The organism is Legionella sp. ST3F1, from assembly GCF_048553315.1.
Classification (GTDB): Bacteria; Pseudomonadota; Gammaproteobacteria; order Legionellales; family Legionellaceae; genus Tatlockia; species Tatlockia donaldsonii.
Map to the genome: position 1 here is coordinate 4755 of NZ_JBLZIO010000007.1, position 17541 is coordinate 22295.

The following is a 17541-nucleotide window of genomic DNA, read 5'->3' on the forward strand; positions in this document are numbered from 1 at the left end:
GAAGAGTACCGAACCAGGCATCAGGCTTCAGTCCATGAAATCGCCGTAATCTATGCCCTGGCCGGCTACCATGACAAGGTAGAAGAGTACCGAACTAAGCATCAAGCTTCAGTAGACATGATTGCCAAAGCCTATGCTGGGGCTGGAAACCATGACAAAGTGGAAGAGTACCGAACCAGGCATCAGGCTTCAGTCCATGAAATCGCCGTAATCTATGCTCTGGCCTGCTACCATGACAAGGTAGAAGAGTACCGGACTAAGCATCAAGCTTCAGTAGACATGATTGCCAAAGCCTATGCTGGGGCTAGAAACCATGACAAAGTGGAAGAGTACCGAACCAGCCATCAGGCTTCGATACATGCAATTGTTAAAGGCTATGCTCAAATGGGCAACCATGCCAAGGTAGAAGAGTACCGAACCAGGCATCAGGCTTCAGTCCATGAAATCGCAAGAGGCTATGCTCTGGCCGGCTACCATGACAAGGTAGAAGAGTACCGAACCAGACATCAGGCTTCGATACATGCAATTGTTAAGGACTATGCTCAAGGGGGCAACCATGCCAAGGTAGAAGAGTACCGAACCAGGCATCAGGCTTCAGTCGATGAAATCGCAAGAGGCTATGCTCTGGCCGGCAACCATGACAAAGTGGAAGAGTACCGAACCAGCCATCAGGCTTCAGTTCATGCAATTGCCGGTGGCTATGCTCAAGGCGGCAACCATGACAAAGTAGAAGAATACCGAATTAGGCATCAAGCTTCAGTCCATGGAATCGTCCTAGGCTATGCTCGAGCTGGCAACCATGCCAAAGAGAAAGAATACAAGGAACTTTCAGATATCATCGCCCCCCAGAGCATCCCGGGTATCCAGGGTGGTATCCATACCAAGTATACGACAGGCACCCCCCATCCGCGCCTGCCTAAATCACAAAAAGCCGTTAATGACACTAGCTCTATGCATCACAAACTGCCATTGACGCCGGTCTGCAACATGAGCCTAGCCTCCGGCTCATTTTACACTCACTCTATTGCTACTCCTGCTTTCGGTGCAAAGCTTATCACTCAAAAGAAAGACATGGAATTTGCTTCACCTGCCCTATTTATTTGTGCTGGCCGCACAGTAAATGCGCTTGTTCCCCTTACTCAAAAGACTCGTTGCACGTTAATTTGTACTGAAGAAGAGAGCATCCAGTTATTACCCTACCTCTCCAGCCATCTTGATTTACTGGTAATAAGTAAAATTGAGAGTAAATACTATGGCGTGTATAGCGAAGCAGGAAGTATCACAGCGCGAAGGCTTGCGGCCTTTTTGTTTTCTTATTACACCAACAGCCCTCAGTTTGCCCTTCTGGACGATAATATTGCCAGCCTATCTTTCTCGCCGGAAATAATTCCTTCTGACTCCTGGGATTCAGTAATGGATTTTTTAGGGCTTCAAACGGCAGAGCAAGCAAGTCTGAGTGTTGGAACCTTAGGCGGCCATAAAAAGAGGCCTGGGGAACTTGGTTCTAAATTCTTTATGGTCAATATGCAACTCATCCGGCAAATGCTTCAAGAGGAAGAGGATTTATTCTGCCTCTTTCCTGAAGCAGCACAAGCAAAAAAATGGGGCGAAGATTATTATTTCCAGATTGTTCTACATTATCTCTTTGCAGAACAAAATATTGCTGGCTATGGCATTCTGCCTTTAGAAAAAATCGGTTTATTCCGCTCCAAACAACAGAAAAATTTATTTGCTGCCACAGGAAAAAAAGCGGAGCTATTTGAGCTTCCCTGCCCAATTAAGGCTGTTCCCTCCCCCTTTTACGGAATTATTGAAGCCGCTATTAAAGAACTAAATCAGATTATCGAAGAAAACTACAGGCATCATGAGGGTTATGAAGGCTCCATGCAACAGGTTGATTTATTAAGCCTCCATGCTAAAGCCAATGGGCAGCGTCTTGATTTAATACCGTCAAGACCTTCGTTGGTTCAAAGTGCCGCTGAGTTTAAAACCTGTTTTGCTCAATTCATTCATGGGTATGATTTTGCAAGTACCCCCCTGCGCCGCTACCAGATTGAAGCCATTCAAGCAGCGGCAAGCTATTCAGGCCCTTCACGGCTTGTCATGGCGACGGGAAGTGGTAAAAGCCTTATTCAATCTACACTGGCATTGATGGCTTATCATGCCGCAGCCGCAAATCAATCCGTCTTTATTGTCACCCCGCATATCGAACTCGTCATCCAGTTCTATCAGGATTTACTCCGCTATAATAAAGCGTTGCAACAAGAGGATAATCCTCTTTCAATTCCGCAACAGCATATCCTCACCGTTTCCAGTCATACGCAAAGTATCAGTGCAATAACGCTGCTTAAAAACCAACGCATTCACCAACAAAGCGCTATCATTATTTGCTGTGAGGATAGTTTTAAAAAACTTCTGGAAAGCCAGTCAATGATTCATCGGGCCGCTTTAATTCTTTTAGATGAATATCATGAGTACACAGCAACAGTGAAAAACTTGATTGCAGAGCTTCCTTCTGATGCCCCAATGGTCATTGCCAGTAGTGCAACCCCTCCTAACCAGGACCTGCTCAAAAATACGTTGTATTCATTTAGTCTTCAACAAGCACTTAATAGTCATTTTCATGCGCCCTTGATTGTAGATACCATTAATATTCCTTACTCACTGGCCAATCTAAACCTTATCCTTAAATGGCTGCCGAAAATCCTGAGAAATCAGTATCACCCAGGATTTCAGGAAGGCGTTACTTTGGCTGAAACCAAAGGCCTTATTTATTTAAAATCCATCGAATTGTGTAACAAGGCACAAAAAATCCTGCGCGAGGCAGGGTTAAATGCTTATGCCATTCATAGTGATAATGCGCTTTCTCTTGAAGAGGTAAAACAATTTGTCCAAAGCAATCAACCAGGCATTCTCCTCGCAGTAAGAAAGCTTCGCTTTGGATTTGATTGCCCTGATTTGGCATGGGAGTTTATTTTACGCCCTCCTTCTCGACAAACAGCACAACAAGACATAGAGCAAATGCTAGGACGAGTGATTCGTCACTATCAAGACAAACTTGGCTATGTGGTCACCTTTGAGGATATTTACAAGCAATACATCCATCCCCTTATCCAAAAACAGGAGAAATTACCCGCTCTTTCTACAGATTATCTAGCCAATGCTGATGCAAAAGAATACCATCTTCAGGATGATAGCTGTGTGGTGGTGGATTACGACCTCGCTGAAGCCCAAAAATATTCCGCCAGATTTTTCCAAACTCGCCCACCACGAACACGAAATGATAGCCAATCATGCACTGGCGTGGCGTTAGACGTCGTGGATGAAAATCCACCAGAAATTCAAACTGTACAAATAGGTTCATTTACTCTTCCTATAGTAGAACTAACGCCCAAAAGCCCTGCTTTCTTCAGTACTCAAGCACAGTCCAATGATTCCATGATGAGATTACTTGCTGAGCTATACCAATCCGGTCACGCTGAAATCGAAGGAACAAGCTTAATTTTTTCAATTGATGAAACTATCAGAGAAGCAATGTACCAAGCCCTCCATGAGACTAAAATACTAGACGCGTTTGATTTTGAAATCATCCCCCAAAAAGAAACGCTTATACTAAACCTGAAACATTTTAGTCCTGATGCTGAATCCCATTTTTCTCTTTTCGGTGCGGCGCTTATTCATGACTACCTTAGGCATGACAATGAACCAAGAGCTTCGCAACCAAAGCGTCCTGCAAGTCCTCTTGACAATAAAAAGAAAGCTAAAATGGAAGAAGATGAATCGATATCAGTGGCTTTTCGTACCCATTTAAACTTACGGGTTCCAGATAAAGAGAACGAAATGACTGAGGCTTTCACTAGGCCAGATGACCGTCCTTATTTAACCCGTTGTTCTTAAAAAAGACGACGCTTAAAACTGCCTGTCTCCAGAGCATGTTGACAATGATCCTGGTCAGGGTAGAAAAAATAATCGGAAAGAGAAAGAGGCCATGGGAATATTAATATCTGGAGGCCTCTATGCATCTCGAAGTACTACAGGGTAATATTCAAGCTCTTATTCCTTGCTGCATCCCCATTGCTATTGGTAATTGATTGGCAACCGCCGTACCGATATTTTTTGCCATCCGCTCAAATACACTTTGCTTATAGGTATAGTCAATTACCTGGTCAATCTTGACCATATTACGGGCAATCTGGCCGCTGCTGGCAAAACCATCAATTAATCCACGATTTTTTGCCTGTTGACCTGTCCAAAAAAGCCCTGAGAAGGTCAGCTCATCAATTTTAAGACGACTGCCACGCCCTTCTTTCACTTTTGCGATGAATTGCTGATGGACATCATCCAACATCGTTTGCAGAAGTTGTTTATCGCCAGGGGCAACGGGTGAAAAAGGATCTAAAAAGCCTTTATTAATCCCTGCTGTCTGCAAGCGCCGGCTAACACCAATTTTTTGCATGGCATCAGTAAAACCAAACCCGTTATACAGAACACCAATCGAACCAACCATACTTGCAGGGTTAGCATAGATTTCCTCAGCTGCCGCAGCAAGATAATAAGCAGCCGAGGCACACATATCAACACACACAGCGTACGTTTTAATATCAGGGTATTTTTGACGATAGTATTGCAGCGTATTGTACATATAATCAGCTTGTACCGCGCTGCCGCCTGGGCTGTTAATCCGTATGATCAGAGCCTTCAAACCAGTATTTTTATAGGCATCGTCCAAACCCTTCGCAAAATTCTCAGCATTACCACTGTCTGTGTCGAATATCGTGCCATTCACATCAATCAAACCGACATGGGGTTTAGCACGTAAAACTTTATCCTCATCTTTATAAGTGGCGATAAGATAAATGACAAAGGCAAATAACAATAAGTAAATGACTCTCTTCACCCAACGCCAACGGCGTTTACTCTTTTGCTCCCTCATAAATTCAATAACAATCTGGTTTAACAAGGTTTGGGAATCTGGATTCTCAGTCATCGGATTATTATTCATAGTTAATACTTGATATTGTCAAAAGAGCCCTCATTTTACGGGGTACTGCATCATTTAAACAATCATTTCCTGAAAAAGAGAGGCCTTTTATGAGAATGGACAAGCTTACCTCAAAATTCCAAATGGCTTTAGCCGATGCCCAATCACTGGCGTTGGGGAGAGATAATGGTTTTATTGAACCGGAACATCTCATGAAAGCGCTGCTTGATCAGCAAGGAGGTAGTTGCCGGCCTTTGCTGACCAAGGCTGGCGTTAATTTATCACAACTGCGAACCTTAATAGACCAAGCACTCGATAAACTGCCTAAAGTCTCAGGTACTGGGGGCGATATCCATATTTCCAACGCTCTCGGACGCTTACTTAATCTCACCGATAAATTATCTCAACAAAGAAAAGATAGTTATATTTCCAGCGAAATATTTATCTTAGCAGCCATTAGCGAGGAAGGTACTCTTGCAAAACTATTAAAGCAGGCTGGTGCTGACAAGCAAGCGATTGAAAAAGCGATCAATGACATTCGTGGTAATGAAACAGTGAATGATCCCAACGCCGAAGAACAAAGGCAAGCACTGGAAAAATATACGCTTGATTTAACGGAGCGTGCAGAACAGGGTAAGTTGGATCCAGTGATTGGTCGCGATGATGAAATCCGCCGTACTATCCAGGTGCTGCAACGGCGTACAAAAAATAATCCCGTCCTCATTGGGGAGCCGGGAGTGGGGAAAACAGCCATTGTAGAAGGCTTGGCGCAACGAATTGTTAATGGTGAAGTACCCGAAGGCTTAAAAGACAAACGGTTACTGTCTTTAGACATGGGCGCACTCATTGCTGGCGCTAAATTTCGTGGTGAATTTGAAGAGCGATTAAAAGCCGTCTTGAATGATTTGGCGAAACAAGAAGGGCAAATCATTTTATTTATCGATGAACTTCATACCATGGTTGGTGCTGGGAAAGCAGAAGGCGCAATGGATGCAGGGAATATGTTAAAACCAGCTCTCGCCCGCGGTGAATTGCATTGTATTGGTGCCACAACACTGGATGAATACCGTCAATACATTGAGAAAGATGCAGCCCTTGAACGCCGTTTCCAGAAAGTGCTGGTTAACGAACCAAGTGTTGAAGATACCATAGCTATTTTACGCGGCTTAAAAGAACGTTATGAAGTCCATCACGGCGTTGAAATCACCGATCCTGCTATCGTTGCAGCCGCCACACTCTCTCATCGCTATATCAGTGACAGGCAATTACCTGATAAAGCCATTGATTTAATCGATGAAGCAGGTAGTCAGATCCGCATGGAAATTGATTCCAAACCGGAAAGCCTGGATAAACTTGACAGACGCCTCATCCAGTTGAAAATTGAGCGGGAGGCACTCAAAAAAGAACATGATGAAGCCTCTAAAAAACGCTTAGACGATTTACAAAAAACAATTCAGGAACTGGAAAAAAATTACGCTGACCTGGCCGAAATCTGGAAAACAGAAAAAGCCACCTTGCAAGGCGCAACCCAAATCAAGGAAGCCCTGGAACAAGCCAAAATTGAACTGGAAACAGCGAGAAGAGCTGGCGATCTGGCGCGCATGTCAGAATTACAATACGGCCGCATTCCCGAACTTGAAAAACAACTGAATCAGGTTTCTACCTCTGAACCCAGTGAAACAAGACTGGTACGTAACAAAGTTACCGAGGAAGAAATTGCTGACGTTGTTTCCAAATGGACTGGCATTCCCGTTTCTAAAATGCTGGAAGGTGAAAAGGAAAAATTGTTGCACATGGAGGAGGCCTTACATAAACGGCTCATTGGCCAAAATGAAGCCGTTGATGCAGTAGCCAATGCCATTCGTCGGTCACGAGCCGGCCTGTCTGATCCGAACCGCCCTATCGGTTCCTTTTTATTTCTTGGTCCAACAGGTGTTGGTAAAACAGAGCTTTGTAAAGCCTTGGCCGCTTTTCTCTTCGATACAGTAGACGCCATGGTGCGCATTGATATGTCTGAATTCATGGAAAAACATTCCGTTGCCCGCTTGATTGGCGCCCCACCTGGCTATGTAGGTTATGAAGAAGGGGGTTATTTAACTGAGGCTGTACGCCGCCGTCCTTATTCAGTGATCTTGCTGGATGAAATTGAAAAAGCGCACAGCGATGTATTTAATATTCTTTTACAAGTTCTTGATGACGGGCGTTTAACGGATGGCCAAGGTAGGACGGTTGATTTTCGTAATACCGTGATTGTTATGACCTCCAACATCGGCTCCTCCCTGATTCAAGATATGGGCGCCAAACTCAATTATGAGCAGATTAAAACCGCTGTCATGGATTTAGTCAGTCAGCATTTCCGCCCCGAGTTCATCAATCGAATTGATGATTCCGTCGTATTCCATGCGTTAACGAAAGAGCAAATTGCCAATATCGCAACTATCCAAATTGGTTATTTGCAACAACGATTACAGCAGCAAAATATTATCTTGCAGGTGAGTCCCGATGCATTGGCCCACTTGGCTGAGGCGGGTTTTGATCCAGTCTATGGTGCAAGGCCATTGAAGCGGACTATTCAACAAAAATTGGAAAATCCATTGGCTCAGGCTTTATTAACAGGCCAATTTAAACCAGGTGATAAAATAAATGTTATCTGGAACGATGAGCAATTGCAGTTTACCTGAGTTTGATAAAAGCAAGGCGTCTCATGCGAGCACGCCTTGCTTTTGCATTAGAAAGTCTATTTACGTAACCAATATGAACTCAAGCCTATTTGCCTCTTTCAATTCATCCCATTGTTTCAGTAAATCAGCTTTCATAGCCTCAGCATCTCCCCAGGCATCATACTTAATCGTGGCTTCTCCAGGTAAGTTGACAAAAAAATTCAGAGCATCAAAGGCAAGGTCATGGGTCTTGGTATCCAGCGAATTATTCAAGCGCTCAATAACATGACGGATTGCACTATCAAGATCAGGATAAGGTACAGTTTGACAAGCTTTTAAGGGTAAGATATGAGCGCCTAAAAGAACGTGTTGATTGTAGATAGTCAATCTCGCTATCATTTTTTCCTCAAAATCAACACTGCTTTCTTCATCAATAACTAAATCACCCGGCAAAAGTTCCTTGATATACTGCGTGGTACCACTTCCTAACTCCAGAGACAGTAAACACTTAATAATTTCTTCCCGTTTGATGGAATCTTTCGTCGCCAATTTTGTTTTTAAGAGCTCATCTAACGTGTTTAAACCATCCCTAACCTCTTTATCATATTTTTTTAATGATTTAGCTACCGATTGGATAAAATTAACATAATGTAGTTGCGCCTGTATCGGCGCTGCAACCAATTTAGCTTTAGCAATGATAAGATCAAGATTGGAAAAAAAATCAGCATCCCCTTTTATGTAGGTATATCGGTCACTCACACCCTCTTGCATTAAATACTGCTTATAAGCCCCGCAACAGACAGCAACAGTTTGAGCATCAAAAACATTTCCTTTCTTGATAAGTGCCTCCCTCAAGGTAGTGTGTAAGGCGCAGGAATTGACAATAGAAATATTAAAATAATCCTCAATGCGAGCTGCTTTGAAAAACTCATAAAGATTGATCTGTTCATGTTCGAGACGCAATAAGCGATACATAAAGGCTCCCATCAAGATAGAAACAGCCTTCTTTACCTCAGCCTCCGTACGCGGCTTAAGATCATTTTTTAATTGGCTAATACAAGCAATTTGGGAAAGACGTAACTCCTTAGGTATTGGAGTAAAAACCCAGGATGTTTTCTTTTTAACGTTTTTACAATACTCGTCCTTTAACGTTTCAGCGATACTGCACAGATCGGAATAACTAGCAACAAAATAGCGCGATGCAAATTTATTAAAAACACCTTCTAATTTATCTGTTTCTTCACATAGTTTTTCAAAAGATGGTGGCTCATACCCCATATATTCTCCTTGGCATTTCTTTGTCCATCCACAGCCACTGTCCATTTACTTAGTGGAGCTGCAGCTCCCAATTCCTTGCGCTGGGAGCTTCTATTTTTATAACAATCTGCCAAAGAATTTGCAATCAACGAATGCTTTATTTGCTATTTGTTAAAGCGCAAATCAATCTGTGAAACCAGATCTTGATGAATATTACCAAAGCCACGGTTAGACATAATCAATACAGCATCGCCAGGCTGTACCGTATCAACCACAGCATTAACAATTGCATCGGTACTAGGTAACACCTGATGCGGACAAATCCAATCTTTCACCACATTAGCCAGACTAAATTGCTCGGGGTTCAACACAAAGGCACCATCTACAGGCGCTAAAGCCTGTGACATAGCACCAACATGCACGCCTGTTCTCATGGTATAAGAGGCAAATTCAAGAACAGCGAAAATACGCTGATGCCTTCCACTTTGTTTAAGTGCCTTAATGGTCTTGTTTATTGCGGTGGGGTGGTGTGCAAAATCATCATAAACAGTGATCCCATGACGATTGGATTTTACTTCCAAACGTCGCTTAACGGGGCTAAATTCTGCTAATGCTTTCGCTGCTGTTTCTGCATCGACTCCGGCAAAAGAACTTGCTGCAATTGCTGCCAACCCGTTTTCAACATTAAATTGACCAATCAAAGGCCAGTTTACTTCCGTCACGACCTTCCCCTGATGCCATACACGGAAAGTCTGACCGCTATCATCAAGCAACTCAGCCCGCCAAGTCGCATTCCCGCTAAAAGCCAAATCATTAACAGTTGAAAAAACGCCCCTTGCAAGAACTTCGTTTAAGGCAGCATCATCACGAGGCTTAATAACCACCCCTTTGGCAGGAATAGTCTTTAAATAATAATGAAATTGCTGCTGAATAGCAGCGAGGTTTTCGTAGATATCAGCATGATCAAATTCCAAATTATTTAAAATCGCTACTTCAGGCCGATAATGCATGAGTTTGGGTCGTTTATCAAAAAATGCGCTATCGTACTCATCCGCTTCAATAACAAACCATTCCCCTTCTCCCAAATTGGCACTGGTATTAAAATTAGGTGCTACCCCACCGATTAGGAAACCAGGTTGTAAACCTGCCTGATGCAAAATAAAAGCAAGCATAGAGGTTGTCGTTGTTTTGCCATGTGTACCAGAAACAGCCATTACGCGATAGCGAGGCAAAATGTTTTCAGCTAACCACTGCGGACCTGAAGTATAATTCTTACCGGCATTAAGCACTGCTTCCAGAACAGGCATTCCTCTTTTGATAGCATTGCCGACAATCACACAATCGGCCTTCAATGCTTGTGTACTGTCCTCATAACCTTCCGTCCATTCAATACCTTTTGCCTGCAATAAATCACTGACTGGCGGATAGCAATTCGCATCACATCCTGTCACTTTAAAACCAGCATCCCTCGCTAATAAAGCAAGAGCACTCATAAAAGTTCCGCTAACACCCAAGATATGTAAATGCATAAATAGTCCTATCACCAAAATGAAACAGTTAAAATATTACAAGCCAATAAACCAACACTTGCTAAAATTGAAGCTAGATTATCCACTTCCAAAGCATGTTTATAGATATGAGCAGTGATTAAAAATTGCCAAACAGTCAATACCAAAGTAAGAATCAAATACAAAATTCCAAAGAATAAAACGAATGTTGGATTGATAGTTGAATTAAAAATTGGTGCCACCAATAATAAAGGCATAGCAAATATATGAACAATTAAATGGCTTACCAAAAGCGCAGTTAACGTTTGGGCAAACCGATTGGTTTTTCGATAAACTTTTAATAATACAAAAGTATAAATAAAATAGGAACAAAGCAAACTAAGGCCAGCAAAAATTGATGTTATTAATTTAAATTCCTTTTGTACATCGGTGATGTACCATTGCAGAATAATCAAAGCAAGGAATAAAAAAGCAACCAACCCCAGTAAAAAATGAGAATAAGGGGTGTTTGCCGGTGTTTCCTTAAAAATGCAAACTCTCCAATAACGCTTAAAAAGCATGTCCCACATACCTGTGTCCTATCAATAAATTTAAATAGCTTTCAGGGGTCTGTTGACATTTCTATTATCTTGGCCGAAAGCATTGATTTCTTGCCCTTCGCGACTTATTTACCCTTATGTAAACCATGCTGCGATGCTCATAAATCCATGTTTTTCAACTCAAGCCAGCGAAATGTCAACAGACCCTACTCTCTCTTAAAGTGAAAGAAAATCATCAAGTCTGGCGTTTCTTGATAATACTCACTTGTTGTACGACCGGTTGTTTCCAGGGACCGGAAATCTTGTAAGTATAGCCACTGATTCTCTGCATTCCCTGATTAATAATTTTAGAGGCTACCCAAGTGGCAATTCCTGCTATTGGGCCACCTGCAATTGTTGCCACAACCGGTAAACTTGCTGTGATGTGAGGAGAGACTTTCAAATTAACATCATACAGTTGTTTTACTACATCCAGGTTTCCTTTCATACTGGCATAAGCTACAGGACCATCGATATAACTATCTTGTGTAGTCAGAACCCCTTTTGCCAGAGTAAAGCTTCCACTAAATTCATCAAAACTGTAACCGGCTTGTGAAAGATCACTGAAATCCAATTTCAAGCGTCTGGGTATAGTTTGCAAACTAAGAATACTTAACAACTTTCCTAAGCCAAGTTTTTCCTCCGTTTCCGGGCTTAAATTGGTAATGCGACCATTTTTAAAACTGATCCCCATTTGCCCAACAACATTGACTAAGGAAAAATCATGAAAAGCACCTGGCCAACTCCCCTGAAATCTTACATCTCCTCGATGCGCTTCAACCACTGGGCTAATTTCCCAACTAACCAAACTTTTTGCTAAATCATTAATGTGTAAATCGGCACGAAGTCTCGTTGTATTTATTTTGCCTTCTTGCTGCCACTGCCCTTTTGCGCTTAGTAGATAGTATGGTGATTCCATTTTAAAGGATTCAAGTTGCCATAAATTATTTGCTCTGCTTGTTTTTAGGGTTACGTCACCTAGATTTAAACTATCAAATTGAAAAGAATGAATACTCAGATCAAGATTTGGCATCTCGGCAGGTTTAAGAGTCCAGGGAGTCGCCTCCCCTAATTTATCCGCGTCAGCCTGTTTGGTAAGACTTAATTTATCAAAAACCCCCGTTAAGCTATTGGTTGATGGCTGATATTTCAAGTTCGCAGCCAATCTTTCCTGTTCGAGGCGGATAGACCAGGAATTATTTGTTGATTTTACTGCTTTGACTGCTAAATCCTTATAATTTTCGCGCCATATCTTCGCTTCGCGCAATTTGAATTCAACATAATTAAGGACATCCATCAAGCCTTTTTTAGTTCTTAAATCCGACAATTTTTCCCAAGTAGCAAGCCATTCTTGTAAATCAAAAGTAGTCAGGGCGCCAACCAGGCGTAATCCTTTTTGTTTTTGCTCCATCGGAGGTTGGTTAGTATCACCTACCAGAATTTCTCCTTTTTGTAAGAGATATTCGTCTTTAGAACCAGAAAACCATAAATCACTACGTAGCCGATTATCATAATTAAAACGTACCCGGATTGCTTTTTGAGGATTAAAATCAATATCGATTGTTAAGGGCGTTTTTACACCAGCCAACTTCCCTAAAGGTGAGGGTAAATCAATACTTAGCCCCTGCAGAGAAGTGTGAATACGCAAATGATCCAAATCACTGGGATCATCGGTTAACGTTAATAAACTTTCTAACCATAAGGAGCCATGCATTAGAGAAAAAATAGGTAAATTAAATTTACTGCGTACCACATCCATTGTTGTTTTACCTTTAATCCGAACTTCCGTGTAAGGCTCAGGATGGCGAATTGATCGAATAAGAATGGCGACAGGATACCCCATAATAATCGCTTTTAAGTCACTGTCTAAAATCCCCTGCTGATCAAATTGCAAAGTACCATTTAACTTATTTAATTGCACATCATCCAAAGTATGATGTACATCGACGGTGTTATTTATAAAGGCAAGATCGCCTAGCGCTAAAACATCATCGTTTTCAGGATAAAGTGGCGCCTCCAACTGGAGATCAAGTTCCAGTAGGCCTTTCATTTTAAGCATGTTTAAAACAGATAATTTTTTATTTAAAGGAGACGATAAAATATAGGACTGAGCTTTACCGGAGTCTGTTGTAATTTTGCTATGGATAAGTAAAGTTTCTTTGTCCAATCCAATATCGTTGACACGCAAATTTCCTTTCTCTGCAACAATGCCTTTGAGATCAGCATGAACAATATCTGCTTCCAAAGCTCTTTTGTTGACCCGTAAATAACCTTCAATGTCTTTCGTTAACGGCCAGTTAGGAGCGAAAACTAAATCAACACCGGTTAAATAGCTTTTGATCGCAAACTCACCGGGTTGTTTATCAAAAGGAAAATCCGCAACCAAGCCATTAACGGTCAACTCACCACTGGCCGTTGCAATACGTTTAACATCCTGTTTCAGCCAAATAGCCAGTTTCGGTTTCAAATGTTTGACTGGCAAATAAGGCAGCCATTTATGCGCATCATTGGCTGAAAATTCCGCTGTCAAACGTAAATTACCTGCTGAGTTGGTTGATACTTCGTCAACTACTCCCTGAGCACTGAGCAATAGATTGGGATGCTTTAAGACAAGTCGCTCCATACTTAAGCGCATACCATGACTTAATTCTTTCCAATCAAAAGCAGCATTAAGCGTTTCAAAGGTGATTGGTGGCTGATTTTTATTGTCAATGACTGTTTTCTCACCATCGAGTTCTAAACGCCCTTCGGTCGGCTGCCAATGAATGACTCCTGAAAGATTATCTACGCCAGGACGGGTTTCCTGAGCCAGCCACCCCAATTTTGAAAAACGTGTCAAGATATAAGCAATGCCGCCGTCTTTAATATGCACTTGTGTATCATGAAACTGTCCATGCGGTTTCATAGCCAAAACTGTACTTATATTATTTGGCCAAGGGATCGATGTAGAAAACAACGATTGCAACAGAATATTTTTTATAAAAACAAAATAATCATGGTTGGATCTCTCATAACGAACCAACAAAGAATTTTCAGGCCACAGCGTATCCCCCAAACGTAATTTTATGTGGTCTCCTGCCAATTGCCAGCCTTCTTTCGTAGGATTCCAGGCTAAATTTGCTTTTAACGATTGCACCAATTGATTTTTTTGCGTTTGAGTATCATCCCAGGCTAGATGATCCAGATCCAATCTTGCCTGAACATTTTCTAATTGCCCTGCGCCAACATCAGCCCATACCTGTATATCCCCCTTTCCACCTAACAGATGAATACGCGATTGAGGGAAAAAGCTTTGCCATTGTGCAAGCAGAAGATCATCAACGGAGAAAAAAGCATGGCCAACAGTCTTATTCAAGGCGCGGGGGTCGAGGTACATTTCAGCGAGCAATTGAAAATCAGTCCGCGTTGTTTGCGCAAGGTGTGCCTTACCTTTGATACGATAACGCCCAGACCGATTAGCAATGGTAAGATTAAATTCGCGTACAGGAATTAGTGTGCCATTCTCCAGATAAATCTGGGCAGAGAGATTTTTAATGATAATTTTTTGCTGACTCAGGATCCAGGCAAGAATAGGCTTATAAGTATCTGTATCCCAAGTCATTGTTGACTTATTAGAACCGGTTAAACCATCAACCTGCCATTGCCCATTTTTTTGACGCAGGGTTAAGTGGAGCTCATCAAGAAACAATACACCTGGTTGAATTTGCCAGTGCCAAAGGGAACTAAAAATATTGATACCAACCAATAACTTGTCAAGCTTGATAAGTTTCTGTTTGCCGTCTGAAATACTCACCTGCTTTAATTTGATTACTGGTTCAAACCAATACCATCCTGTCTCCATAGTATGAATACTAACGGGCTCACCAAGTAAGGTTGATAAATGATGCTCTACTTCCTTCTTGTATTGCTTAGCCCAAGGGGTAAGCGCGCGGAAAAGGCTAGAAATAACCGCGGCAGTAATAATCAAGATGGCCAGAGGCATCCAGCATCGCTTTAAAAATTTAATCACCGCGTTTTGTTGAGTTAGTGGTAGAGTTTTTACTATACCACTGCTTTTGCGCGTACTCATCACTTTCTTTCTGCTCAGCACGTTCTCTTTTAAGGTTTTGTTGTTGCTCAACCCGCTCAATCAGTTTTTTTACAGCATCTTGCTCGGATTTTACCTGTAAATAAATTGTTTCGCATTTTGAACGTTGCTTTGCAAATTGCGCTAATTGTTGATTGAGTTGAGACAAAGCCATATCAAGCTGGGCAATGAAATCAATACGATTACGTACCCGACCGACTGTACACCCCGCATCGCCTAAATTACTCAGTTGCTGCATATAGTCCTGTCGATATCCGAGCAATTGTTCATGTTTCATTTTGCCTGTTATGAATTGCTCACGAGCACGAATTAAATCTTCCATCGCAGTGCGGGTTGCCTGTTCTTTTAATTCAAGAATCCGCAATAATCGGGTTATCCGCTGTTTCATGCGTTTTCCAGTAACTCAGCCAAGTCTTGTAAAAGAGCTATACTAGTTGAAAAATCAACCTTTTCATCCATTCCTTGAGCAATATAGTCCCTAATTTTTTCTCGATAAGCAATGGCTTTATCCAATTGCTGATCACTCCCTTTTGCATAAGCACCTAACAAAATCAAATCCTTATTTTTTTCATAAATCGAAAGGTATTTCTTCAATAATAGCATTTGTTTCATTTGGGCTTCTGGAACAATGGCCGGCATAACACGACTAATGGAGGCTTCTAAATCAATGGCTGGAAATTGCCCTGACTCCGCCAACTCACGGTCCAGGACAATATGCCCATCAAGGATAGCACGGGCCGCATCCGCAATCGGATCCTGTTGATCATCACCTTCGGTGAGAACAGTATAAAAAGCGGTTATCGAGCCACTTCCGGGTTTGCCATTACCCGCCCGCTCAACTAACTGAGGTAATTTAGCAAAAACCGAAGGAGGATAACCTTTTGTTGCCGGAGGTTCACCGATGGATAAAGCGATTTCTCGTTGCGCCTGGGCAAACCGTGTTAAAGAATCAATGAGTAACAATACATGCTTACCCTGATCACGAAAATACTCTGCAATGCTGGTTGCTACCATCCCTCCATGCAGACGCATTAAAGGACTCTCATCAGCAGGCGCTGCTACAACAACGGCCCGCTTTAACCCTTCTTCACCCAAATTACACTCGATAAATTCTTTGACCTCTCTTCCTCGCTCACCAACTAAACCAACAACCACTAAATCAGCTGCTGTAAAGCGAGTCATAATACTAAGTAACACCGATTTACCCACACCACTTCCAGCAAATAAACCAATACGCTGACCACGTCCCACCGTGAGTAGACCATTAATTGCCCGCACACCGACATCTAAAGGTGTTTCTATGGCAGCTCGTTTTAAAGGATTAAAAGGCTGGCTCATCAAAGGATAATTCTGCGTAGTATCCAGAGGACCGCCCTCATCAATAGCAATACCTGCCCCATTAAGTACCCTGCCTAACAAGTCGTTGCTTACTCCCACTTGCGCCACTTTGCCACTCGGAACAATTAACATGCCAGGTCCAATACCCTGTGTATGTCCTATGGACATCAAATAAGCATTTTCATTATCAAAACCGACCACTTCGGCCTCAACGCGTTCATTATCGCTAATTTTCACCCAGCAACGTGCACCTACTGGTAGATGAAAGCCTTGTGCCTCCAAGGTTAAACCAATTGCTCGACTCACGCGCCCACAATGAATCAGACCCCTGTATGGTTTTGTGCGCAGTATTTTTAAAGCGTTGGTTAATTGCGATTCATAAATTTTCATTGTGAATCTTTATTGTTAGTTGACTCGGCCCCATCTTCAAGCAAATAATTTTTGAATAATTTTTGCAAACGGGTTTTCAAACGTCCATCAAGTTCGCCGTATTCATTTTTTAAATAAAAATCACCTCTCGATAAAGAGGGATCAGCAACCAATAGCGCCGTCAATCCTGCTACCTGCTGTTCACTCAATTCATTCAATAACCACTCCACATCCAAGGGATTCATAACCAGCTCTCTATCACCTTGCAACGTAGAAAATTCACGTTTTATTTCTTCGAGTAACGTTAATAATTTTTTCGGATGAATTGATAACTCAATACCAATACAGGCTTCACAAATCCAGGCAATGGTTTGGACGATTTCTTGACTCAAAGCATCATCCAGTAATTCGACTGGGTTTTGGATTAGAGTCAGCCAAGAGGCTAATTCTTGTCTTTTTTGTTGTAATTCCGCCGCGGCCTGTTGCATACCTTCTTCGTAAGCAGCTTTTTTAACTTCTTCTCGTAAACGTGCGCATTCCTTAGCAAACTCTTCCTTTTCATCAATTTCGATGACTGGTTCTGGTTCTGGCATTTTCATTTGCCAGACATCAAAAGCATCCTTATCCTTTTCTTCATATAAGGGCTGGAAATCGTTATCCACACTAGTCCTCTTAGCATCTATAGATCGATACAGTTCCATAATTATTTTGATAACACACCCGTTGGCTCTAAGTGCTTGTTAATTAATTCGCTAAAAATAAA

At 42.0% G+C, this 17541-nt stretch carries 10 protein-coding genes; 2 read left to right on the plus strand and 8 right to left on the minus strand.

Translation table 11 applies throughout. The features are described from left to right. Positions 1–3897: DEAD/DEAH box helicase (locus ACN4Z1_RS06435; RefSeq protein ID WP_419423040.1), on the plus strand; the 3897-nt coding region annotated here is incomplete at its 5' end. Positions 3898–4045: 148 nt separating this feature from the next. Here the strand turns inward: ACN4Z1_RS06435 and ACN4Z1_RS06440 are convergent. Continuing rightward, entirely contained in the window at positions 4046–5002 is a 957-nt protein-coding gene (locus ACN4Z1_RS06440) for a S49 family peptidase (protein WP_228364890.1), read from the minus strand. An 89-nt stretch (positions 5003–5091) separates the two neighbouring features. Here ACN4Z1_RS06440 and clpB point away from each other — a divergent pair, with 89 nt between their 5' ends. After that, positions 5092–7662 (plus strand): ATP-dependent chaperone ClpB, encoded by a 2571-nt coding sequence (gene clpB / locus ACN4Z1_RS06445; protein WP_228364889.1) that lies wholly within the window; start codon positions 5092–5094, stop codon positions 7660–7662. A gap of 60 nt (positions 7663–7722) precedes the next feature. Here the strand turns inward: clpB and ACN4Z1_RS06450 are convergent, their stop codons facing one another. From ACN4Z1_RS06450 to ACN4Z1_RS06480, 7 genes are all read right to left on the minus strand, one after another. Beyond that, on the minus strand, positions 7723–8919 hold the full coding sequence (locus ACN4Z1_RS06450) for a hypothetical protein (RefSeq protein ID WP_228364888.1): 1197 nt from the start codon (positions 8917–8919) through the stop codon (positions 7723–7725). A 143-nt stretch (positions 8920–9062) separates the two neighbouring features. Continuing rightward, the gene (gene mpl / locus ACN4Z1_RS06455) at positions 9063–10427 is read right to left on the minus strand and encodes a UDP-N-acetylmuramate:L-alanyl-gamma-D-glutamyl-meso-diaminopimelate ligase (RefSeq protein ID WP_228364887.1); all 1365 of its coding nucleotides are present in this window, start codon (positions 10425–10427) and stop codon (positions 9063–9065) included. An 11-nt stretch (positions 10428–10438) separates the two neighbouring features. Beyond that, positions 10439–10975 carry a hypothetical protein gene (locus ACN4Z1_RS06460; protein WP_115221640.1) on the minus strand — a complete coding sequence of 179 codons (537 nt, stop codon included), beginning with the start codon at positions 10973–10975 and terminating at the stop codon, positions 10439–10441. Between the two features lie 205 nt (positions 10976–11180). Further along, positions 11181–15053, minus strand: coding sequence for a YhdP family protein (locus ACN4Z1_RS06465; protein ID WP_228364886.1), 3873 nt, complete (start codon positions 15051–15053; stop codon positions 11181–11183). Then, positions 14986–15459 carry a flagellar export protein FliJ gene (gene fliJ / locus ACN4Z1_RS06470; RefSeq protein WP_228364885.1) on the minus strand — a complete coding sequence of 158 codons (474 nt, stop codon included), beginning with the start codon at positions 15457–15459 and terminating at the stop codon, positions 14986–14988. The genes ACN4Z1_RS06465 and fliJ overlap by 68 nt, the downstream gene beginning before the upstream one ends. Further along, on the minus strand, positions 15456–16799 hold the full coding sequence (gene fliI, locus ACN4Z1_RS06475; protein WP_228364884.1) for a flagellar protein export ATPase FliI: 1344 nt from the start codon (positions 16797–16799) through the stop codon (positions 15456–15458). The genes fliJ and fliI overlap by 4 nt, the downstream gene beginning before the upstream one ends. Next, positions 16796–17440, minus strand: coding sequence for a FliH/SctL family protein (locus ACN4Z1_RS06480; RefSeq protein WP_181879372.1), 645 nt, complete (start codon positions 17438–17440; stop codon positions 16796–16798). Before ACN4Z1_RS06480 ends, fliI begins: the two co-directional genes overlap by 4 nt. Positions 17441–17541: the final 101 nt, after the last annotated feature.

Excerpts from the sequence above, each read along its gene's own strand:
- ACN4Z1_RS06465 (WP_228364886.1), bottom strand. The coding sequence starts at position 15,053 with ATGAGTACGCGCAAAAGCAGTGGTATAGTAAAAACTCTACCACTAACT.
- clpB (WP_228364889.1), top strand. The coding sequence starts at position 5,092 with ATGAGAATGGACAAGCTTACCTCAAAATTCCAAATGGCTTTAGCCGAT.
- fliJ (WP_228364885.1), bottom strand. The coding sequence starts at position 15,459 with ATGAAACAGCGGATAACCCGATTATTGCGGATTCTTGAATTAAAAGAA.
- ACN4Z1_RS06460 (WP_115221640.1), bottom strand. The coding sequence starts at position 10,975 with ATGTGGGACATGCTTTTTAAGCGTTATTGGAGAGTTTGCATTTTTAAG.
- mpl (WP_228364887.1), bottom strand. The coding sequence starts at position 10,427 with ATGCATTTACATATCTTGGGTGTTAGCGGAACTTTTATGAGTGCTCTT.
- ACN4Z1_RS06450 (WP_228364888.1), bottom strand. The coding sequence starts at position 8,919 with ATGGGGTATGAGCCACCATCTTTTGAAAAACTATGTGAAGAAACAGAT.
- ACN4Z1_RS06440 (WP_228364890.1), bottom strand. The coding sequence starts at position 5,002 with ATGAATAATAATCCGATGACTGAGAATCCAGATTCCCAAACCTTGTTA.
- fliI (WP_228364884.1), bottom strand. The coding sequence starts at position 16,799 with ATGAAAATTTATGAATCGCAATTAACCAACGCTTTAAAAATACTGCGC.